This is a genomic window from Aminobacter sp. P9b (assembly GCF_045345995.1).
Lineage (GTDB): Bacteria > Pseudomonadota > Alphaproteobacteria > Rhizobiales > Rhizobiaceae > Aminobacter > Aminobacter niigataensis.
Genome location: NZ_CP150082.1, coordinates 301,092 through 321,363 on the forward strand (window position 1 = coordinate 301,092; position 20,272 = coordinate 321,363).

General features: G+C 64.4%; 25 protein-coding genes and 1 tRNA gene. 15 read left to right on the forward strand and 11 right to left on the reverse strand.

Annotated features, from left to right (window positions below; translation table 11 throughout):
- The first annotated feature begins 136 nt into the window (after positions 1-136).
- The 3 genes from WHT83_RS01510 to WHT83_RS01520 all read left to right on the forward strand — a co-directional run bounded on the left by WHT83_RS01510 (position 137) and on the right by WHT83_RS01520 (position 4,727).
- Positions 137-1,999: a potassium/proton antiporter gene (locus WHT83_RS01510; protein ID WP_406872766.1), complete on the forward strand. Its 1,863-nt coding sequence runs from the start codon at positions 137-139 to the stop codon at positions 1,997-1,999.
- A gap of 237 nt (positions 2,000-2,236) precedes the next feature.
- Positions 2,237-3,433: a phosphoglycerate kinase gene (locus WHT83_RS01515; protein WP_406872767.1), complete on the forward strand. Its 1,197-nt coding sequence runs from the start codon at positions 2,237-2,239 to the stop codon at positions 3,431-3,433.
- 268 nt (positions 3,434-3,701) lie between these two features.
- Positions 3,702-4,727 (forward strand): class I fructose-bisphosphate aldolase, encoded by a 1,026-nt coding sequence (locus WHT83_RS01520; protein WP_183262592.1) that lies wholly within the window; start codon positions 3,702-3,704, stop codon positions 4,725-4,727.
- Positions 4,728-4,802: 75 nt separating this feature from the next.
- Here WHT83_RS01520 and WHT83_RS01525 read toward each other — a convergent pair.
- The 3 genes from WHT83_RS01525 to WHT83_RS01535 all read right to left on the reverse strand — a co-directional run bounded on the left by WHT83_RS01525 (position 4,803) and on the right by WHT83_RS01535 (position 5,891).
- Positions 4,803-4,876 (reverse strand) — tRNA-Gln (locus WHT83_RS01525).
- Positions 4,877-4,960: 84 nt separating this feature from the next.
- Positions 4,961-5,380, reverse strand: a complete 420-nt coding sequence (locus WHT83_RS01530) for a hypothetical protein (protein ID WP_406872768.1) — start codon at positions 5,378-5,380, stop codon at positions 4,961-4,963.
- A 55-nt stretch (positions 5,381-5,435) separates the two neighbouring features.
- Positions 5,436-5,891 carry a hypothetical protein gene (locus tag WHT83_RS01535; RefSeq protein ID WP_108606608.1) on the reverse strand — a complete coding sequence of 152 codons (456 nt, stop codon included), beginning with the start codon at positions 5,889-5,891 and terminating at the stop codon, positions 5,436-5,438.
- Positions 5,892-6,055: 164 nt separating this feature from the next.
- Between WHT83_RS01535 and WHT83_RS01540 the strand changes: the two genes are divergently transcribed.
- Positions 6,056-6,310, forward strand: coding sequence for a DUF982 domain-containing protein (locus tag WHT83_RS01540; protein WP_108606607.1), 255 nt, complete (start codon positions 6,056-6,058; stop codon positions 6,308-6,310).
- Positions 6,311-6,374: 64 nt separating this feature from the next.
- Here WHT83_RS01540 and WHT83_RS01545 read toward each other — a convergent pair whose 3' ends face one another.
- The 3 genes from WHT83_RS01545 to WHT83_RS01555 all read right to left on the reverse strand — a co-directional run bounded on the left by WHT83_RS01545 (position 6,375) and on the right by WHT83_RS01555 (position 7,197).
- Positions 6,375-6,551: a hypothetical protein gene (locus WHT83_RS01545; RefSeq protein ID WP_318763562.1), complete on the reverse strand. Its 177-nt coding sequence runs from the start codon at positions 6,549-6,551 to the stop codon at positions 6,375-6,377.
- Positions 6,552-6,774: 223 nt separating this feature from the next.
- Positions 6,775-6,951: a hypothetical protein gene (locus WHT83_RS01550; RefSeq protein ID WP_406872769.1), complete on the reverse strand. Its 177-nt coding sequence runs from the start codon at positions 6,949-6,951 to the stop codon at positions 6,775-6,777.
- A gap of 99 nt (positions 6,952-7,050) precedes the next feature.
- Positions 7,051-7,197 (reverse strand): hypothetical protein, encoded by a 147-nt coding sequence (locus WHT83_RS01555; protein ID WP_108606606.1) that lies wholly within the window; start codon positions 7,195-7,197, stop codon positions 7,051-7,053.
- Between the two features lie 255 nt (positions 7,198-7,452).
- Between WHT83_RS01555 and WHT83_RS01560 the strand changes: the two genes are divergently transcribed.
- Positions 7,453-8,208, forward strand: coding sequence for a sulfite exporter TauE/SafE family protein (locus WHT83_RS01560; protein ID WP_406872770.1), 756 nt, complete (start codon positions 7,453-7,455; stop codon positions 8,206-8,208).
- On the opposite strand, the gene WHT83_RS01565 is transcribed toward WHT83_RS01560, so the two are convergent.
- Positions 8,205-8,360: a hypothetical protein gene (locus WHT83_RS01565; protein ID WP_183262597.1), complete on the reverse strand. Its 156-nt coding sequence runs from the start codon at positions 8,358-8,360 to the stop codon at positions 8,205-8,207. The two genes, WHT83_RS01560 and WHT83_RS01565, sit on opposite strands and share 4 nt — an antisense overlap.
- Before the next feature lie 266 nt (positions 8,361-8,626).
- On the opposite strand from WHT83_RS01565, the gene WHT83_RS01570 reads away from it, so the two are divergent.
- The 3 genes from WHT83_RS01570 (at position 8,627) to WHT83_RS01580 (ending at position 13,073) form a co-directional block, all read left to right on the forward strand.
- Positions 8,627-10,534, forward strand: a complete 1,908-nt coding sequence (locus WHT83_RS01570) for a propionyl-CoA synthetase (protein ID WP_406872771.1) — start codon at positions 8,627-8,629, stop codon at positions 10,532-10,534.
- A 117-nt stretch (positions 10,535-10,651) separates the two neighbouring features.
- Positions 10,652-11,122: a nucleoside deaminase gene (locus WHT83_RS01575; protein ID WP_406872772.1), complete on the forward strand. Its 471-nt coding sequence runs from the start codon at positions 10,652-10,654 to the stop codon at positions 11,120-11,122.
- Between the two features lie 298 nt (positions 11,123-11,420).
- The gene (locus WHT83_RS01580) at positions 11,421-13,073 is read left to right on the forward strand and encodes an alpha/beta hydrolase (RefSeq protein ID WP_406872773.1); all 1,653 of its coding nucleotides are present in this window, start codon (positions 11,421-11,423) and stop codon (positions 13,071-13,073) included.
- Positions 13,074-13,079: 6 nt separating this feature from the next.
- Here the strand turns inward: WHT83_RS01580 and ybaK are convergent, their stop codons facing one another.
- Positions 13,080-13,553 carry a Cys-tRNA(Pro) deacylase gene (gene ybaK / locus WHT83_RS01585; protein WP_406872774.1) on the reverse strand — a complete coding sequence of 158 codons (474 nt, stop codon included), beginning with the start codon at positions 13,551-13,553 and terminating at the stop codon, positions 13,080-13,082.
- 408 nt (positions 13,554-13,961) lie between these two features.
- On the opposite strand from ybaK, the gene WHT83_RS01590 reads away from it, so the two are divergent.
- The 6 genes from WHT83_RS01590 (at position 13,962) to WHT83_RS01615 (ending at position 17,481) form a co-directional block, all read left to right on the forward strand.
- Positions 13,962-15,359 (forward strand): MATE family efflux transporter, encoded by a 1,398-nt coding sequence (locus WHT83_RS01590; RefSeq protein WP_406872775.1) that lies wholly within the window; start codon positions 13,962-13,964, stop codon positions 15,357-15,359.
- Positions 15,360-15,574: 215 nt separating this feature from the next.
- Positions 15,575-15,898, forward strand: a complete 324-nt coding sequence (locus WHT83_RS01595; RefSeq protein ID WP_406872776.1) for an ArsR/SmtB family transcription factor — start codon at positions 15,575-15,577, stop codon at positions 15,896-15,898.
- Positions 15,895-16,305 (forward strand): SRPBCC domain-containing protein, encoded by a 411-nt coding sequence (locus WHT83_RS01600; protein ID WP_108606598.1) that lies wholly within the window; start codon positions 15,895-15,897, stop codon positions 16,303-16,305. The genes WHT83_RS01595 and WHT83_RS01600 overlap by 4 nt, the downstream gene beginning before the upstream one ends.
- 44 nt (positions 16,306-16,349) lie before the next feature.
- Complete coding sequence (locus tag WHT83_RS01605; protein WP_406872777.1) at positions 16,350-16,574, forward strand: hypothetical protein; 225 nt, start codon at positions 16,350-16,352, stop codon at positions 16,572-16,574.
- Positions 16,574-16,996: a DUF1801 domain-containing protein gene (locus WHT83_RS01610; RefSeq protein ID WP_406872778.1), complete on the forward strand. Its 423-nt coding sequence runs from the start codon at positions 16,574-16,576 to the stop codon at positions 16,994-16,996. The genes WHT83_RS01605 and WHT83_RS01610 overlap by 1 nt, the downstream gene beginning before the upstream one ends.
- A gap of 35 nt (positions 16,997-17,031) precedes the next feature.
- A complete protein-coding gene (locus WHT83_RS01615) occupies positions 17,032-17,481 on the forward strand; it encodes a GNAT family N-acetyltransferase (RefSeq protein WP_406872779.1) in 450 nt (149 codons plus the stop codon).
- Positions 17,482-17,533: 52 nt separating this feature from the next.
- Here the strand turns inward: WHT83_RS01615 and WHT83_RS01620 are convergent, their stop codons facing one another.
- Positions 17,534-18,007: a VOC family protein gene (locus tag WHT83_RS01620; RefSeq protein WP_406873910.1), complete on the reverse strand. Its 474-nt coding sequence runs from the start codon at positions 18,005-18,007 to the stop codon at positions 17,534-17,536.
- A 246-nt stretch (positions 18,008-18,253) separates the two neighbouring features.
- On the opposite strand from WHT83_RS01620, the gene WHT83_RS01625 reads away from it, so the two are divergent.
- Positions 18,254-18,904: a glutathione S-transferase family protein gene (locus WHT83_RS01625; protein WP_406872780.1), complete on the forward strand. Its 651-nt coding sequence runs from the start codon at positions 18,254-18,256 to the stop codon at positions 18,902-18,904.
- A 31-nt stretch (positions 18,905-18,935) separates the two neighbouring features.
- On the opposite strand, the gene dmeF is transcribed toward WHT83_RS01625, so the two are convergent.
- Both dmeF and WHT83_RS01635 read right to left on the reverse strand, forming a co-directional pair.
- Complete coding sequence (gene dmeF / locus WHT83_RS01630; RefSeq protein ID WP_406872781.1) at positions 18,936-19,895, reverse strand: CDF family Co(II)/Ni(II) efflux transporter DmeF; 960 nt, start codon at positions 19,893-19,895, stop codon at positions 18,936-18,938.
- Entirely contained in the window at positions 19,892-20,164 is a 273-nt protein-coding gene (locus WHT83_RS01635; protein ID WP_108606593.1) for a metal/formaldehyde-sensitive transcriptional repressor, read from the reverse strand. The genes dmeF and WHT83_RS01635 overlap by 4 nt, the downstream gene beginning before the upstream one ends.
- Positions 20,165-20,272: the final 108 nt, after the last annotated feature.

A 20,272-nucleotide genomic window follows, 5' to 3' on the forward strand; every position in this document is an offset into this window, starting at 1 on the left:
CCGGGCGTTTTCATTCTGCCGCAATGCAAAAAACTTTGGTCCAAGCCGGCAAAAATCCATTCTTGCTTGCACATGGCCTTTTCTTCGCCGCACTCTCCACCGACGCAGCTAGAAGCAGCTTCGCGGGCGGGTCGGCATGGAACAGGCGGTATATCTAGTCACGCTGGTCGGCACCGCGTTGGTGGTGGCCGCGGCGTTTTCGAGCCTGATCGCCTTCCGCTTCGGCGCCCCGCTGTTGCTGCTTTTCCTTGGCATCGGCCTCGGCTCCGGCGTCGACGGCCTCGGCATCGTCTTCGACAATGCCCACATCGCCTATTTCGTTGGCGCCATAGCGCTGGCCGTCATCCTGTTCGATTCCGGCTTCGGCACATCGGTCGGCGTGTTGCGCCAGGCCGGCCTGCCGGCGCTCACGCTGGCAACCATCGGCGTCGGCATCACCACGGTCATCTTCGGCATCGCCGCCTATTATCTGACCGGCTTCACCTGGCTCGAATCTTTCCTGCTCGGCGCTGCCGTCGCCTCCACCGACGCGGCCGCGGTGTTCTTCCTCCTGCGCGCCGGCAACATCAACCTGCGCGAGCGCGTCCGCTCGACGCTCGAAATCGAGTCCGGCACCAACGACCCGATCGCCATCTTCCTGACCATCACCCTGGTCGAGATCATCGCGCTCGGCGCCAAGCCCGATGCCGACCTGCTGCTTGTCGATCTCGTCGTCGGCTTCGTCGTCCAGATGATCCTGGGCGCGGCCATCGGCCTGCTCGGCGGCTTCCTGATCGTCAAGCTGGTCGAGCGGCTCAACCTCGACCGCGGCCTGCTGCCGATCTTCGTGCTCACGCTGTCGCTGCTGGTCTTCGCCGCCGCCGGCGCCGTCGGCGGTTCAGGCTTCCTCGCCGTCTATCTTGCCGGCCTTGTCGCCGGCAATTCCGACATCCGCGCCGTCTCCACCTTGAAGCGCTTCCAGGACGGCATGTCCTGGCTCGCCCAGATCATCATGTTCCTGGTGCTCGGCCTGTTCGCCACGCCCTCGCAGTTCCCCGCGATCCTGGTCTCGGCGCTCGTGCTCGGCCTGTTCCTGATGTTCGTCGCCCGACCGGTCGCGGTCTGGCTCTGCCTCATCCCGTTCAACATCCCGCGCCAGGAAACCGCCTTCATCTCCTGGGTCGGCCTGCGCGGCGCGGTCTCCATCCTGCTTGCCATCACGCCGCTGCTCGGCGGGCTGGAGAACGGCCGGGCGATCTTCAACATCGCCTTCATCATCGTGCTGACCTCGCTGGTCATCCAGGGCTGGACGGTCGGACCGCTCGCCCGCCGTCTCGGCCTCATCGTGCCGCAGCGCTACGGCCCGCTCGACAAGGTCGAGCTCGAACTGCCCGGCTCCGCCCATCACGAGTTGCTTGCCTATCGCGTCGTCCCTGGATCACCCGTCGCCAAGGGCCAGCGCATCCCGCGCTGGGCGCGGCCATCGCTGGTCGTGCGCGACGGCCGCTCAATGCGCTTCCAGGACATGGGCCGCCTGCAGGCCGGCGACAACGTCTACATTTTCGTGCCCGACCGTTATCCGCGCCTGCTAGACCGGCTGTTCGCCAGCCGCGCCGAGGTCGATGCCGAGGACGAGGATTTCTTCGGCGCCTTCACCGTCGACCAGACCCATCTCGCCGGCGAACTCGAAGCAGTCTACGGCGCCGCCATCAGGGAAGAAGAGCGCAAGCTCACCATCGCCGACCTGATCACGCAGCGGCTGCGCGGCCATGTCGAATATGCCGACCGCGTCTCCCTAGGCCTGATCGACCTGATCGTCCGCGACGTCGACGAAAAGGGCCGCATCGTCTCGGTCGGCCTGTCGATCGAACCCGCCCCGCCTCCGCCGACGGTTCCGGTCTTCCTCAGCGCCGGCGAGATCAGCGACCGCCTCCGGCGCTTCTTCGCCCGCTCTCCGCGCAAAGCAGCCAAGCCAGAGGCATCGGCGACCACATCCGAGGGCCTGCCCGAAGACGCGTGAGGCTGCAATCCCCCTCCCCCTTGTGGGGAGGGGTTAGGGGGTGGGGGTAATTGCCCCAGGCATAGGTTCCAAATATCCCCACCCTGTATCCCTCCCCACAAGGGGGAGGGAGGACGTCGGCGTCCCGCCCCAAACGCCCCACCCCACTATTTTCCGCCCCCCAACCCCCACAAACCTTGCATCCGCGCTGACGCTGGGTATGGTCCGCGCGATCTCCAAAAGGGAAAGGGAAACCCCATGGCCGCCTTCAAGACCCTCGACAACATCGGCAGCGTCGCCGGCAAGCGGGTTCTCGTCCGCGTCGACCTCAACGTCCCCATGGCTGACGGCAAGGTTTCCGACGCCACTCGCATCGAGCGTGTCGCCCCCACCATCACCGAGCTTTCCGGCAAGGGCGCCAGGGTCATCCTGCTCGCCCATTTCGGCCGCCCCAAGGACGGCCCCGACCCGGCGCTGTCGCTGGCACCCATCGCTACCGCCACCGCCGAGGTCATCGGTCGCCCGGTCGGCTTCGCTGCCGACTGCATCGGCGAGAAGGCAGCCGCTGCGGTGTCGGCCATGAAGGACGGCGACGTCCTGCTGCTCGAAAACACCCGCTTCTACAAGGCCGAGGAAAAGAACGACCCGGCCTTCGTCGAACAGCTCGCCGCCAATGGCGACATCTTCGTCAACGACGCGTTTTCGGCCGCCCACCGGGCCCATGCATCCACCGAGGGCCTCGCCCACAAGCTGCCGGCCTATGCCGGCCGCACCATGCAGGCCGAGCTCGAGGCGCTGGAAAAGGGCCTCGGCAACCCCGTCAAGCCCGTCGTCGCCATCGTCGGCGGCGCCAAGGTCTCGACCAAGATCGACCTGCTGATGAACCTGGTGAAGAGGGTCGACGCGCTGGTCATCGGCGGCGGCATGGCCAACACCTTCCTCGCCGCGCGCGGCACCGATGTCGGCAAGTCGCTGTGCGAGCACGACCTCGCGAACACCGCCAAGCAGATCATGATCGAGGCCGCAGGCGCAGGCTGCGCCATCATCCTGCCGTCGGACGGTGTCATTGCCCGCGAATTCAAGGCGGGCGCCGCCAACGAGACCGTCGCCATCGACGCCGTGCCGGCCGATGCCATGATCCTCGACGTCGGCGAAAAGACCGTTGCTACGATCAATGAGTGGATCGATCGCGCCGCAACGCTGGTCTGGAACGGCCCGCTCGGCGCCTTCGAGATCGAGCCCTTCGACAAGGCGACGGTGTCCGCCGCCCGGCACGCTGCCGCCCGCACCAAGGCCGGCAAGCTGGTCTCCGTCGCCGGCGGCGGCGACACGGTGGCCGCCCTCAACCATGCCGGCGTCGCCGACGACTTCACCTATGTCTCGACCGCCGGCGGCGCCTTCCTCGAATGGATGGAAGGCAAGGAACTGCCCGGCGTCGAAGTACTCAAGGCCTGAGCCGCGGATGCCGAGCGCCAAGGGCGTGCCGGGCTTCGGGCCAGGCTGTGCCGAAAATGGTCGTGACCGAGAACCGGAGCGGAACGTACATTTGGTACGTGAGCACCGGAAGCGCAGGGCACGGCCGTTTGCAGGCCAGCCTCGTCCGAAGAGCGATGCGCCCTAAACCGATTGAAATAATTTCAATCGGTTATAGGCTACCCCCCGGCATTCCGTTCCCGGGACGCTTCTGCTATGCGCCCGGTGCATCTGTTATGGAGGTATTTGTATGAGCGAACGTCTCGAAGACATCGCAGTCGCCATGGTGGCGGGTGGCAAGGGCATTCTGGCTGCGGACGAAAGCTCCGGCACCATCAAGAAGCGTTTCGACGTCATCGGCGTCGAGTCGACGGCCGACAGCCGCCGCGACTATCGCGAGATGATGTTCCGCACCACCGAAGCGATGACCAAGTATATTTCGGGCGTCATCCTCTACGACGAGACCATTCGCCAGAGCGCCGCCGACGGCACCCCGCTGGTTGAGCTGATCAAGGCCGCCGGCGCCATTCCCGGCATCAAGGTCGACGCCGGCGCCAAGGCGATCGTCAATTTCCCCGGCGACACCATCACCGAAGGCCTCGACGGCCTGCGCGAACGCATGGCCGAGTACTACAAGCTCGGTGCCCGCTTCGCCAAATGGCGGGCCGTGATCGACATCGACACGACCAGGAACGTGCCGTCGGCCTATTCGCTCTCGGCCAACACCCAGGCGCTCGCCCGCTATGCCGCGCTCTGCCAGGAAGCCGGCATCGTGCCGATCGTCGAGCCGGAAGTGCTGATGGACGGCGCCCACGACATCGACACCTGCTACGACGTCACCAAGGCGACGCTGGTCAAGCTCTATGACGAGCTCTACGCCGCCCGCGTCGTGCTCGAGGGCACCATCCTCAAGCCGAACATGGTCATCTCGGGCAAGAAGGCCGCCAGGCAGGCTAGCGCCGAAGAGATCGCCGAAAAGACCATCAAGCTGTTCCGCGAGACGGTTCCGGCTGCGGTCCCGGGCATCGCCTTCCTGTCGGGCGGCCAGTCCGACGAGGAGGCCACCGCCAACCTGAACGCCATCAACGCGATTGGCCCGCATCCGTGGAAGCTGACCTTCTCCTACGGCCGCGCGCTGCAGGCAGCGCCGCAGAAGGCATGGTCGGGCAAGACCGAGAACCTCGGTGCTGGCCAGGCCGCCTTCACCCACCGCGCCCACATGAACCACCTGGCCGCCCTCGGCCAGTGGAAGTCCGGGCTGGAAAAGGCGGCGTAAGCCAAGCCTTCAGGCAAGAATGCGAAAAAGCCCCGGAGCGATCCGGGGCTTTTTGTTTGTCGAGGGACGGCAGCCTGGTTCCCGCTCATGGGCTCGAACCACGATTCACGCCTTCAAAAGGCGGTGTCCTACCATTAGACGAAGCGGGAATAAGCTCTGGTGGTTTCTCAGCAAATCATCGCAAGCGCGGCGTGTCGAGGGGCCGAAAGCGAACCCAGCGCCCCCCAAAAACCTCAATCCTGATAAGTATACGACGCGCACATGTCGTCGCTGCTCTCCGGTGGCTCGTCGCCGGTAAACACCGCAACAATCGTCAGGCCTTCGCCGCCGGCCCAGTTCGCCAGGTAGGTCACGTCGCCCGCGCCGCACAGCCGGTTGCCGTTCTCCAGTTCGGGGTCCGAGGGATCCTCGATGCTGTAGACCGACGCATTGACCCGCTCTCCGGCGACGACGAAATGGTCGCCCAGTAGGGCCGCGAACGTCAGGGATTCGCCATTGGCGAAGGTGATGCTGAAATCATCCATGGAAATATCGCCGGTGATACTTTCGGCGGTGTTGCTGAAAGCCTGGTAGCGGTCGCCCTCGGCAGATGCTGGAGCAGCCACGGCAGCCAAAAGCCCAAGAGCCGCAGGCAGTATCAGTTTGCTGTTCATTCTTCCCTCTCGTGGGGCTCGGCGGTCTGGCGCGGCGCGCACGGAATACCCTGTCTCAATCCGAGCGTATCAATTCCGTCGCCACGCCAAGCGGCGCCCGCTCGCGCCAGAAATAGTGGAGCGCCGCCGTTAGGGCGATCACGTACTGTGCCCCCAGTATCGCCTGCGTCGTCGTGAATGGCAGCGAAAACCGACTCACCGTCGTCATGGTCAGCACGACCACGAACATCCAGAAGACGGCGCGCGGCCGGTAGGCGTCGAACGTCAGGTCACAGGCGAGCCGCGCCGCCCAGATGCCGGCAACAGCGCCGAGCACGGAGCCGACGAGCTGGATGACGTTGGGCCGGACACCGCCAAGCAGCCAGTCGATCGCGAAGGCAAAGGCATCGGCGGCCACGGCCAGCACCGCAACGGCAAGGAACGAGCCGAATACATAGACCACCAGTGCCACCACCATGGCGCCCATCGTCTGTGGTCCGAACCAGACCTGTGCCGCACCGCCGGTGTCCATTGTATTTCCCGCCCGCCCGTTCGCGGCTATTTTCACAGTTGACGGAAGCTCGCGTTCCGTCAATCTGGCATGATCCAACAGCGCGGCGGCCGCAACAAGCAAGCCTGTGCATCCCCAGTTGTTACGTGCCTCGCTTCCCCCGCCGGTTTGGCGTATGAGCAGCCATGGAAAATATCAGATTTGAAACACCCGTCACCGTAAAGAGCGATCCGGCCGGCACCCCGCTCATCCTCCGCACAGCCAAGGAGGCGTCGGCCTTCCTGCTCAACAACTGGCCCGGCAAGCGCGGCCCCAAGCACCGCGCCGCCCTTCAGGCATGCTCGGATGCGCTGTCGGGCGAAAGGCCGGTCATGGCCGCGCGGCGTGCTTTCATCGCAGCCGTGCGCGACGCCAACGTCCTGATCAGCGACAAGGACTGATCGCCGGCGCGTCAGCCGTAAGGAAGCTCGTCGCTCTCGATGCCGGTTCAGGGTGTTCCCAACCTCAGTCCGGCTTCAAACCCACCGAAAGTTCGGTTTCCGCTTCAGGGGTCGTTTCGGCCTCTGTCCCGGACTTGCGCTCCTTGGCTTCGGCCTTGGCCGCAAGCTTCGCGGCCTGCTTCTCGGCCTTGGCGCGATCACGGTCCCTACGTTCCTGATTGTAGTTGGTCGGTCTGGCCATGAGTATCCTTTCTTGGTCATGCCTGCCTGGAGCATGATCCCGAACCGAAGCTCCGCCTACGGGAAACCGACTCGGAAAAAGACCATGCCCACACAACAGGCTAGAGCCTGTTCCATCCCGATCTCGGGGATGGAAAGGCTCTAGGGCGATACGCCCCGGAACACAACCTGCCTGTCGCCGCACGCGCCCGACGGCATCGGGTCGGGGATACCCAGGCGATCGTTCATCGCGGTCCCCCGGCAATCTGCTCGTGTATTGCTTGAAAGCACGTATCCAGGTCGCGATGCAGGCGTTCGCTGGCCGCGCTGCCGGTCACATCCTCTAAAACCCCGTCACGGGCTTCGTCGACCGGCTTTCCGTGGAAGGCCGCAGCAAGCAGGTTTTGCAGTAGCTCGAACATCGCAGCTTCCAGGTTTGTCTCGTCATGAGACAACACATGAAGCGGCGGAGCGTTCCATCCAGCCAGGTCGCGTCCCGGCACGGCCCGACGGGACGGTGCCTAGTTTTCCTGGACCGAAATGCCCGTTTCGTCGATGCGCAGCTCGACGCCCTTGGGCTTGGTCTCTTCGCGGAAGATGTAGACGCCAAGAGCAATCACGGCCACGGCCAGGGCGCCAATGATGAGGTAGAGAGTGTTCTGCTTCATTCGGCCGTCGTACCGGCATGCAGCCGGCAAGTCCAGCGGGCCGGACACGCCGATCCGGGCAACGTCCCATTCCGGCACAGATCCGGCTGGCACGCCGCGTGCATGGCATGGCTAGCCGGCGATGGCCGGAGCCTGATTTGTTTCAAATCAGGTAAGGCCCGCTGGGGTTGGGATGGGGTTTTGCCCCGGCGGGCCCCCCATCGCTATCGCATCGGCTCTTGCCCGCACCCATGGTGACGATGCATCCTCGCCGCCATGCCGGAGCCATATCTGCTCTTCATCGTCATCGGTGCGGTCTTCGTCCTTGCCGGGCTGGTCAAGGGTGTCGTCGGCCTCGGACTGCCGACCGTTGCGATGGGGCTGCTCGGGCTGGTGATGCTGCCGGCCGAGGCGGCGGCCATCCTGCTCTTGCCCTCCTTCGTCACCAATGTCTGGCAGTTGCTGGCCGGCCCCGATATCTCTGCGTTACTGCGCCGCCTCTGGCCGATGATGCTTGCCGTCTTCGCTGCCACCCTGGCCTCCACCGGCCTCATCACCAGCAGCTACACCGCCATCGTCACAGCGGGGCTCGGCCTGGTGTTGCTCGCCTATGCCGCCCTCGGCCTGCTCAGGCTGCGTATGGCAGTGCCCGGCTGGGCCGAGCCGTGGGCAGGCCCGGTCGTCGGTGCGGCGACCGGAGTGATGACTGGCGCCACCGGTGTCTTTGTCATTCCGGCCGTGCCCTATCTCGGCGGGCTCGGCCTTGGCCGCGACGATCTCGTGCAGGCCCTGGGCCTGTCGTTCACGGTCTCGACGATCGCCCTCGGCATCGGCCTGTGGTGGAACGATGCCGTGCCGCTCCAGTCGGTCGGCACATCCGCATACGCCATCGTTCCGGCACTGGCTGGCATGTGGCTGGGTGGCTGGCTGCGCGGCCGCGTCGAGCCGGAAACCTTCAGGCGCTGGTTCTTTGCCGGACTCGCCCTGCTCGGCGCGCACATTTCATGGCAGGGCCTCGCCCCGGCTTTCTAGTGTCCGAGCAGCGCCGTGATCGAGATCGCGGCCAGCGCCAGCACGGCCAGCTTCCAGAAATCACGGCGCTGCCTCAGTCCCGGCAGGCCAAGCGGCTTGAGGATCTGGATGGCCATGATGGCCAGGATGATGAGCGACAGCGCCTTCGACATGCAGCCTTTGATCAACTTCGCGCGCCCCTGTCAAAGTGCAGCCGGCAATCTGCTATCGTTGCCGCCATGCAACCGAGCCCGCGCCAAAGGACGCACTACACCGGGCGAATACCCGAAGTGCGCAAAACCGCATCGGAATATCGGTCGAAATGGGGTTTGCTGGCCGGCACTTAAACCAAGGTCAAATGGACGCCCCGTCGGCAACGCGGGTACAAGGCTAGCCAACGAGACGCCCTGAAGGGCCGACATCCTGGGAAGGAGACGCCATGCCATCTCGCTATCACGAGGTCTATGACGGTTGGGTCAGCAACCCCGAGGCGTTCTGGGCCGAGGCTGCAGGCGCCATCGACTGGTTCAAGCCCTGGGACAAGGTCTTCGATGCCGAGGGCGGCGTCTACGGCCAGTGGTTCTCCGGCGCCGAGTGCAATACCTGCTGGAATGCGCTCGACCGCCATGTCCAGGGCGGCCGCGCCGAGCAGGTGGCCCTCATCCACGACAGCCCGATCACCGGCACCCAGAAGAAGTTCACCTATGCCGGCGTTCTCGCCGAGGTTAACGCGCTGGCAGCCGTGCTCGCCGACCAGGGCGTCGGCAAGGGCGACCGCGTCATCATCTACATGCCTATGGTCGCCGAAGCCGCCTTCGCCATGCTCGCCTGCGCCCGCCTGGGCGCCATCCATTCGGTGGTGTTCGGCGGCTTTGCCGCCAAGGAACTCGCCACCCGCATCGACGACGCCACGCCGAAGCTGATCATCTCCGCCTCCTGCGGCATCGAGCCGGGCCGCGTCATCGCCTATAAGCCGCTGCTCGACGGCGCCATCGAACTCGCCACCCACAAGCCGGAGCACTGCATCGTCCTGCAACGGCCGCAGCTGACCTGCGACCTCATCCCCGGCCGCGACCTCGACTACACCGCGGCCGTCGGCGCGGCCAAGGCCGCCGGCCGCAAGGTCGAATGCGTGCCGGTTCTCGCCACCGATCCGCTCTACGTGCTCTACACCTCCGGCACCACCGGCCAGCCCAAGGGCGTCGTCCGCGACAATGGCGGCCACATGGTCGCGCTCAAATGGACGATGGAAAACGAATTCGGCGTCAAGCCGGGCGAGGTGTTCTGGGCCGCCTCCGACGTCGGCTGGGTCGTCGGCCACTCCTACATCGTCTATGCCCCGCTGCTGCACGGCGCCACCACCATCCTGTTCGAGGGCAAGCCCGTCGGCACGCCCGACGCCGGCACGTTCTGGCGTGTCATTTCGGAACATGGGGTCGTCGCCCTGTTCACCGCGCCAACCGCCTTCCGCGCCATCAAGAAGGAAGACCCGCAAGGCACCTTCGTGCCGCAATACGACCTGTCGAAATTCCGCACTCTGTTCCTCGCCGGCGAGCGCGCCGACCCCGAAACCATCAAATGGGCCGAGCTGAAACTCGGCGTGCCGGTCATCGACCATTGGTGGCAAACCGAGACCGGCCACCCGATCAGCCAGAACCCCGTCGGGCTCGGCCTGCTGCCGGTCAAGTACGGCTCGCCCTGCGTGCCGATGCCGGGCTACGACGTGCGCGTGCTCGACGATGCCGGCCATGAGGTCGGGCGCGGCACGCTCGGCAATGTCGTGGTCAAGCTGCCCCTGCCGCCCGGCTGCCTGCCGACGCTGTGGCATGCCGACGAGCGTTTCTTCAACGCCTACCTGGCCGAGTTCCCCGGCTACTACAAGACGGCCGATGCCGGCTTCGTCGACGATGACGGCTACCTCTTCATCATGGCCCGCACCGACGACATCATCAACGTCGCCGGCCACCGCCTGTCGACCGGCGGCATGGAGGAGGTCGTGGCCGAACACCCCGACGTCGCCGAATGCGCCGTCATCGGCATCGCCGATGCCATGAAGGGCCAGATCCCTTGCGGCTTCATCGTGCTCAATTCCGGCGTTGCCCGCGACACCGGCGCCATCGAGAAGGAGGTCGTCGGCCTGGTCCGCGACCGCATCGGCCCGGTTGCCGCCTTCAAGACGGTCGTCACCATCAAGCGTCTGCCCAAGACGCGCTCCGGCAAGATCCTGCGCGGCACCATGCAGAAGATCGCCGACCGCGAGGACTGGAAGATGCCTGCCACCATCGACGATCCCGCCATCCTCGACGAGATCACGGAAGCGCTCAAGGCGAGGGGCATCGGCGTCTAGCAGGCGTTCAAAAGGCGCTCGCCGCAGGGCGGTGAGCGATCCATCGGCTCCGACGAGATTCGGAGGGGTGACAGTGCGCGGCGACGGGTCAACAATGGGCATCCCAGGGAGGCAGCCATGAGGAGCGATACCGAATATCTACGTCTCGCCGTCGAGATCGCCACCGAGAGCCGGGCAAGCGGCAATCATCCCTTCGGGGCGCTCCTGGTCGGGCCGGAGGGCGACGTGCTCCTTTCATCGGGCAACACCTACGCGCAGGATCGCGGCGTTGGCCACGCAGAGGCAAACGTAGCCCGCGCGGCCGCGCAGCAATACGACCCGACCTTTCTCGAGAGATGCACGCTGGTAACCTCGGTCGAGCCGTGCTGCATGTGCGCCGGGGCCTGTTACTGGGCTGGCATCGGCACCGTGGTCTACGGACTCAGCGAAAGGCGGTTGGCCGAGCTGACTGGGGACAACCCGGAGAATCTGACCCTCGATCTGAGCTGTCACCAGGTGTTCGCCGCCGGTCGGCGCCATGTAGCGATCCGTGGCCCAATCCCTGAACTCGAAGAAGAGATCGTAAACGATCACAAGGATTTCTGGTGACGGAACCCATCGTGGTGACGTGACGGGTGTCGATGAGAGGACGTAGCCTCTGCCGCGCCATTGGTTCCGCTTCTTCGTGCTTCGGCAAGCGGCGCCGGTTCCGGATGCCTTGCTCACAGGAGCGACACGTCAGTAGCCCACTTGATGAGTCGTGAGCTTGCCGAACGATCCACCCACCAGCGCGCTTGGCGCTGGATGCAGCCGGCCCAACCCTCCCCACAGATTTGGACGCTGTGCCATTGCCTGCACGCCGGGCTCGGGGCAAGTTGCCCCCGGAATGGCATGAGGGGCACTGAAGATGCTGCGGAACTGGGTCGTCAGGTACTGGTATTCGTTTTCGACCACCGGTCTGCTGTTGGGAACGCTGTTCTTCGCCGCGTCGCTGACCCCGACGCTGATCCCGCGCAACTACCTGACCCAGGGCGTGCTCTCGGGCCTTTCCGCCGCCGTCGGCTATGGCTGCGGCTTCTTCCTGCGCTGGCTATGGCGCTACCTCGAACTGCCCGAACTCAAGGCGCGCATCCTGATCGGCGGCAAGCTTGTCGCCGCCGTCGCCTGCGGCATCGTTGGCCTGGTGTTCCTGTGGCGCGCCTCGGAATGGCAGAATTCGATTCGCAGCCTGATGAAGCTCGACCCTGTCGACACCGCCCACCCGCTCGAAGTCGGCGCCATCGCGCTCGTCACCTTCATCGTGCTCGTGGCGCTTGGCCGGCTGTTCAAGCTGACGCTGATCTTCGTCTCCGAAAAGCTTCGCCGTTTCGTGCCGACGCGTGTGTCCTACGTCATCGGCACCACCATTGCGGTGCTTCTATTCTGGTCGGCGGCCGACGGCATCATCTTCCGTTACGGGCTGCGCGTGATGGACAGTTCGTTCCAGCGCCTCGACGCCCTGATGCCGCCGGAGACGCAGCAGCCGACCGAGCCCGGCAAGACCGGCAGCGCCGCATCCCTGGTCCGCTGGCAGGATCTCGGCCGCATGGGCCGCTCCTACATCGCCACCGGCCCGAGCGCCGCAGACATCGGCAATCTCACCGGCAAGCCGGCCATGGCGCCGGTCCGCGTCTATGTCGGGCTTCAATCGGGCAGCACGCCGCAACAGCGCGCCAGGCTCGCATTGGAGGAGCTCAAGCGCGCCGGCGGCTTCGAACGCTCGACGCTCGTCATCGTCACGCCCACCGGCACCGGCTGGGTCGACGAACAGGCCATCGACCCCATCGAGTTCCTGCACAACGGCGACGTCGCCAGCGTCGCCACGCAATATTCCTATCTCGCCAGCTGGCTGTCGCTGCTGGTCGAGCCCGGCTACGGCGCCGACCAGTCGCGCGCTTTGTTCTCCGAGGTCTACGGCCATTGGCGCACCCTGCCCAAGGAAACACGGCCGAAGCTCTACCTGTTCGGCCTCAGCCTCGGCGCCTTGAGCACCGAGCTTTCCAACGAGTTGTTCGAGGTCCTTGGCGATCCTTATCAGGGCGCCCTGCTCAGCGGACCGCCCTTCGCCAGCCGCATCTGGCGCTCGATCACCGACGACCGCAATCCCGGCACGCCGGAATGGCTGCCTGCGTTCCGCGACGGCTCCTATGTCCGCTTCACTTCCCAGGAGAACGCGCTCGACATTCCGGGCGCCACATGGGGCCCGCTGCGCCTCGTCTACCTGCAATACGCTAGCGATCCGATCGTCTTTTACGAGCCCCGTTCGCTCTACCGCGAGCCGGACTGGATGAAGACCCCGCGCGGGCCCGACGTTTCGCCCGAGTTGCGCTGGTATCCGGTCGTCACCTTCCTGCAGCTGACGCTCGACATCGCCATGGCCACCACCGCACCTATCGGCCATGGCCACGTCTATGCCGCCGAGCACTACATCGATGCCTGGATGCAGGTCGCCGACATCAAGGACTGGGCGCCTGGCGACATCGCCAAACTGAAGCAGCATTTCATCGACGCCCGCAAATGACGCGGGTCAGCGGATGAGGTCGGCCGCCTTGGCGCCGAGTGCTGCGATCAGGTCGTCGGGGCGCATGCAAATCTGCAGGCCCCTCTGGCCGCCATTGAGGTAGATCTCTTCCTCCAGCGTCGCCATCTCCTCGACCGCGGTCGGCACCTGCTTGCGCTGACCGAAGGGACTGATGCCACCGACCTTGTAGCCCGTCAGCCGCTCGGCATCGACGGGCTTCATCATCTGCGCCGCCTTGCCCCCGAAGGCGGCAGCGACCTTCTTCATGTTGACCTCCTGGTCGGAGGGCACCACAACGCAGGCCGGCTTGCCGTCGACCTCGACCATCAGCGTCTTGAGCACGACGCCAGGCGCAACCCCCATCGCCTCGGCCGCCTGCAGCCCGACGCGCTCGGCGCCGGAATCGTAGTCGTAGGTGGCAACGGCGAACGGGATGCCCGACTTGGTCAGCGCGAGTGTGGCGGGAGTGGTCTTCGACATGCCCCGTTGTGCAACAGCGCCCCGGCATTTCGCAAGAGCGCGGTTGCGGCAATGGCAGCAACGGGGTGGAAAGCTAACGGTCCGCTTTTGGGTCCACGGGCGGCAAAGAAGGACCTAATCCGATGCCGCGAACCGCACATTGCGCCGCGCAATAGACGGCTCCACCGAACCTTAACCAGTGTCCGCCAAATATGCACAAGCTCAATTTATGCTCCTTGACAGTAAAACGACCCGAAAATAGACACGCATCTAGGTCCGCAGGGTGACCTGCCGCTCGCATGGCGTTTTCGCCAGTGGTTAAGCCCCTGCATTAGACAAGCTGATCGCCATTTCCCCCTGGGGCAGTTGGAGCGATGGCAATGCGAGCCCCATCAAAATCATCCTACTTGCCCATGACGGGAGTTTTTGATGAGCGACCAATCGTCGTTGGCGGCTGAGCCGAAAAATTCATTCTTGCGTGGATCGATCCGATCCGTCTTCATTCGAACCTGCCTGCCAATCATCGTCGTGACGACGAAAAGTGGCCTGCTGACCGTGGTCGATGCCATGTTACTAGGCGCATTCGTGGGGGCTGATGCCCTGAGCGCGGTGACGTTGGTGTTTCCAATCTCGATGTTACTGGTGGCTGTCTCGACTATGGTCGGCATCGGCATGGCCAGCATATTGGGTCGCCGACTAGGTGCCCAAGACATGGATGGGGCAATCAATACCTTTGCTTCCGCACAGGGGCTTGCCGTTGCTGTCGCTGCCTTGGCAATGCTGACTTTTTTTGGACTGGGTGCCCATATTGTCAGTTTGGTTGCGGGCGGTAACGTCCACCTCGGTGAGATGGGGTGGACATTCCTTGCCATTTCATTTGCTACCGCACCGGCAGGGTTTCTACTCTCTGTGCACGCCGACGCGCTGCGCATGGAGGGTCGGGTTGGCTTCATGGCTATGGCAGGCGTGTTGGTGACACTGGCCAATATCGGGTTCAACGGATTGCTGATCGGCGTGTTTGATTTTGGAGTGGCTGGGTCAGCCTGGGGTACGGCCCTGGCGCAGATATTGGGGCTGGGTATCGTGGTCGTCTATCGCATGAGCAGCAGGGCAGTTCTGCCGATGGTCGGTTTGAGATACGACCGTGAATGGCGAGAAATGCTGACTCTTGGAGCACCGCGCAGCCTCAATTTCATCGGTATTTCGCTCAGCTCGGCGGCGGTGCTGTACGCCCTGCAACGGCTGGAGCTGCCGCAGTCCGACATGACTATCGCAGCGTATGGGGTGGTGATGCGCTTGATGACATTTGCCTTCCTGCCGCTGATGGGTATGAGCCTGGCCCTGCAGGCAATTGTCGGCAATACGGTAGGTGCTGGACAGGATGAACGGGCAAAGCAGACGCTTTACTTTTCGCTTGGCGTGAGCGTCGTTTATGGCCTGCTAGTGCAACTGCTGCTGCTTGGTGGACGCGACTGGCTGGGCGGACTTTTTGTGCCCGATGCCCTTGTTAGGCTGGAAGTGGCACGCATTGTTCCGCTGTACCTTGCAGCGTATTTCGCTTTCGGCCCGGTAATGATGGCCGCCAGTTATGCGCAAGCTATAGGCAGGGCGCGGGAAGCCGCCATCCTCTCGCTGGGGCGGGCATATCTGTTCGCAATTCCACTGACCTTTGCCTTGCCCTACATTTGGGGTGAGACCGGTGTATGGATCGCCGCTCCAATGGCCGATATCTTGATGCTGACGCTCAGCGTGTTGGTCTGGTGGCGTGCCGGCATTTATACTTCGCGAAAGGCCGGCCACTTAGGATCAAACTCGCTCACTCCATAATGTGGGGTTATGCGCCGCATTGCCTGATGGACTACTACTATTGCTGACCACGCCGACGACTTGCGACGAAAGGTAGCTTTAGGGATTTTGCAATCTACTTACGAATGACCAACATGAGGTCGAGAGCCGGCGCCATCAGTCCTGACATCACCGCCCATTGACTAACTCATACCCGATTGACTATGAATAATTCATAGCCAATCGGGTATGAGTTAATGTCTGAGCCTCAGGACGCGATCTTCCGCGCGCTTTCCGATCCCACCCGTCGCGGGCTGTTCGAGCGTCTCTGCCGCGACGGCGATACGTCAGTCGTAGGCCTGCTCGGCGAGGCCGGCGTCTCGCAGCCCGTGGTCTCCAAGCACCTGAAGATACTTAAGTCTGCAGGGCTCGTGCGCGACCGGCACGAAGGCCGCTACACCTATTACAGCGCTGAGCGCGACGCGCTGAGGACGCTGGTCGACTGGACGACCGAGATGACCGGTTTCTGGCAAGACCGCTTCGACGATCTCGACAACCTGCTGAGGAGGATGGACCAATGACAGAAACGATGGAAACGACGCGCTCGGTCGTGGTCGAGCGCGATTTTCCCTATCCGCCGGAAAAGCTCTGGCGCGCCCTCACCCAGCCGCATCTCATCGCAGAATGGCTGATGAACAACGACTTCACTCCCGAAGCCGGCCGTCGCTTCACCCTGTCCGCCGACTGGGGACAGGTCGATTGCGAGGTCGAGACGGTCGAGCCGAACCGCGCGCTGTCCTACCGCTGGGATACCAAGGACCTGCGCAGCATCGTCACTTGGACGCTCGCCCCCACCGCCACCGGCACCAGCCTGCGCATGGAGCAGCGCGGCTTCACCACCGCCCAGAAGTCCTATTTCCAGGGCGCAACTGTCGGCTGGCCGCGCTTCATCGCCCAGTTGGGCGACGTCGTCTCGAAGCTGGACTGACCGTCGCTTCGCCGGCACCGTCAATCGAAATCCGGGAGCTTGCCATGAACTCTGTGATCCGCACCGTCCATCGCTGGACCTCGCTCGTCTTCAGCCTGGCCGTCGCATCGATCTTCGCCGGCATGGCCATCACCACCCTGCCCGAGTGGTTCTATTATCTGCCCCTGCCGCCGCTCTTCGTACTGATCCCGACCGGCATCTACATGTTCTTCCTGCCCTATCTCGGCGGCCAGCGAAACACCGTGCCTGCATCGAAGGGCAGCGCCTGATGACCGCAAAGGAACCCGCCCAAGTAAAGCTCCTGTCCGGCGGCAATCCGCAGATCGCCAAGGGTTATGGCGACGCCGTCGTCCAGTCCTACATCGACGCCATGCCCGGCTGGAAGCAGGACGTCGGCCGCCGCCTCGACACTCTGATCACCGAGGCGGTCCCCGGCGTGGTCAAGGCAGTGAAATGGAACTCACCCCTCTACGGCATGGAGAAGGATCTCTGGTTCGTCGGCTTTCACTGCCTCACCAGATACGTCAAGGTCGCGTTCTTCAAGGGCGCTCACCTCTCGCCGCTCCCACCCGGCACGTCGAAGCAGGCGAATGTGCGCTATCTCGACATCTACGAGGGCCGCCCGTTTGACGAGGCGCAGTTCTCGGACTGGGTCAGGCAGGCCAGCGCCCTGCCCGGCGAGAAGATGTGAGGCGCACCGTCCTGAGCGAGCACGCGGGAACTGCAATGACCGTCAGCATCCGGCCGGCCCGCGCTGAGGAAAGGGACGCTCTTGGCGCGCTCAAGCTGCGCTCTTCGCTGGCCTGGGGAGATCATGTCGAGGAACTGCAGGCGATGCCGGAGGCGAGAGAGGTCCCGGCCACGCACTTGCCGCATGTCATGGTCGCCGAGTTGGCGGGGGAGATCGTCGGCTTCGTGACCGTCCTTCCGGGCGACACTGCCCATCGAGCCGAACTGGAAGATCTCTTCATTGCGCCGGAGGCATGGCGAAAAGGCATCGGCAGCATGCTCCTCGCCGAAGCCGAACGCCGCGCCGCAGCACTCGGCGCACGGTCGCTACGTGTTGTGGCCGGCGCGCGGGCTCGCCCGTTCTACGAGGCTTCTGGCTTCCGGTTCGCCGGAACCGTTGCGACGGATCTGGCGCCCGCTGTCCGGCTGCGAAAGGATCTTGCCTAGGTTTGCAATCGGTGCCGGACGGGCACGCTCTGCTGGCGATGCCCGACAGCAGTCACCCGCGCCGCGCCGCCTCGATCGCCGCGACGTCGATCTTCCTCATGTCCATCATTGCCGCAAACGCCCGCTTGGCTTCGGCGCCGCCGGCGGCCATGGCATCGGTCAGCACGCGCGGCGTGATCTGCCAGTTGACGCCCCACTTGTCCTTGCACCAGCCGCAGGCGCTCTCCTGCCCGCCATTGCCGACGATGGCGTTCCAGTAGCGGTCGGTCTCCTCCTGGTCGTCGGTGGCGATCTGGAACGAGAAGGCCTCGTTGTGCTTGAACACCGGCCCTCCGTTGAGGCCGATGCAGGGAACGCCGGCGACGGTGAAATCGACCGTCAGCACGTCGCCCTCCTTGCCCGAGGGATAGTCGCCCGGCGCGCGGTGGACGGCGTGTACTGCGCTGTCGGGAAAGACCGTTGCGTAAAAGCGGGCCGCATCCTCGGCGTCCTTGTCGTACCACAGGCAGATCGTGTTCTTGGCGATGGCCATTGCGCGTTCCTTTCGCTTGGGAGCCAGTTAACCCGCCCGCACCCTTCCGACATAGGGGGGCAACGGCCTTTGTCCACCCCCCGGAAGCCGTGGCCGAAAAGACCGGGCAACTTGTCGGGAGCCGCCCCGGTCATTCGTCCTCTGTAGGCAAAGCGCAAGGACTGGATATCTGGCCATGAGAAAGAGCCACAATCACGCACATCGTTCTTGGCACCATCATGCAAACACGGGAGCCTTTCGATGACCCCCACCATCACGGCATTTGAACGCTCGCCCGACCGCGGCAAGGGACAGGCACGTGACATGCGTGTTCGCTGGGCGCTCGAGGAAGTGGGCCAGCCCTACGACGTCCGTCTTGTCTCGTTCAGCGAGATGAAACGGCCCGCCCATCGTGCGCTTCAACCGTTCGGTCAGATTCCGACCTATGAGGAAGGCGATCTCGCCTTGTTCGAGTCAGGAGCGATCGTGTTCCATATCGCGGAGTGCAATGCCAGCCTGCTGCCCGAGGATGCCAATGCGCGTGCGCGCGCCATCACATGGATGTTTGCCGCGCTCAGCACGATCGAGCCGCCGATCCTCGAACGGGAAAGCACAGGGTACCTGGAGCGCGACAAGACCTGGTACGCGGAGCGCCTGCTCATGCTCGAGGATCGCATCCGCAACCGGCTGGGCGACCTTTCCCGTCGCCTTGGCAAAGCCGACTGGCTCGACGGCGCGTTCAGCGCCGGCGACCTCGTGATGGTGGGCGTGCTGCGCAGGTTGAACGGATCGGGCCTGCTGGAGGAGTATCCGAACCTCTCCGCCTATGTCGCCCGCGGCGAAGCGCGGCCGGCGTTCAAGCGTGCTTTCGATGCCCAATTGGCGGTTTTCACTGCCGCATCGTCAGGCTGATCAAGGCCGCACCGGAGAGATCACCCGCGTCTTACGCCGGCTGCACCTCGATCGTCACATGCGACAGGTCGTGGATGTGGGCGAGCTTCGACTTGTAGCTCTCGGGTGTCGCCGGCGCGCTCGATTTCAGCGCCACGATCGCCGCATGATGCCCGGGCCCCACCTGCCAGACATGCAGGTCGGTGATCACATCCCTGTCGGTCTCCACCGCCTCGCGGATCTCATCGGGCAGGTCCTCACCCGAGGGCACGTAGTCGACCAGCACGCGCCCGGCATCGCGGATCAGCGTCCACGACCAGCGCGCGATGACCACCGCGCCGACGATGCCCATGGCCGGGTCGATCCATTGCAGCCCGTGGATCGCCCCCATCACCAGCGCGAAGATGGCGAGCACCGAGGTCAGCGCATCGGCCAGCACGTGCACATAGGCGGCGCGCAGGTTGTTGTCGTGCCCATGGTCGTGAGCGTGGCCATGATCATGCCCGTGATGGCCGCCGTCATGCAGCAGCCAGGCACTGGCGAGGTTCACGGCCAGCCCGACCACGGCGATGATCGCAGCCTCGTGAAAACTGATCGCCACCGGGTTCATCAGCCTCGCCACGCTCTCCCAGCCGATGTAGATCGCCACGATCGCCAGGATCACGGCACTTGCGAAGGCGGCAAGGTCGCCCACCTTGCCGGTGCCAAAGGTGAAGCGCGGGTTGTGCGCCTGCCGCCGCGCGAACACATAGGCAAGGGCCGCGATCAGCATCGCCGCTGCATGGGTCGACATGTGCCAGCCGTCGGCCACCAGCGCCATCGAGCCGTAGACCGTGCCGGCGACGATCTCGATCACCATCATGGCCGTCGTCAGCGCGATCACCAGCATCGTCCGCCGCGCGTTGCGGTCGTGGCGCTCGCCCAGGAAGACATGGCTGTGCGCCGGCTCGAACGGTTGGTCATGGTGATGGTCATGCCCGTGATGGTGGCCGTGCGCATGGTCGTGGCTCATTTCAGATAGGTCCTGATGACGTCGATCAACTCTTCGCCGCCGCGCTGGCGCTCTGTAGCATCGGCGGGGGCGAGCACGTGGTCGCGGATGTGGTCTTCCATCAGCTCGGCGGTCAGCCCGCCGACGGCGCCGCGTACCGAGGCGACCAGTTGCAGAACGTCGGCGCAGCCGAGCTCGGCCTCCAGCGCCCGCTCCACCGCCTCGACCTGGCCCTTGATGCGCCGCACCCGCGCAAGCAGCTTGGCCTTTTCCTTGATGACATGCGACATCGCACCCTCGCTATAATATAGGGGGGTATCCTATTTCTCCCCGCACTGATTGGCAATGCCCCGGGATCGCTGGTTCCGCCACTGCACGCGAGCCGCCCGTTGACCGCG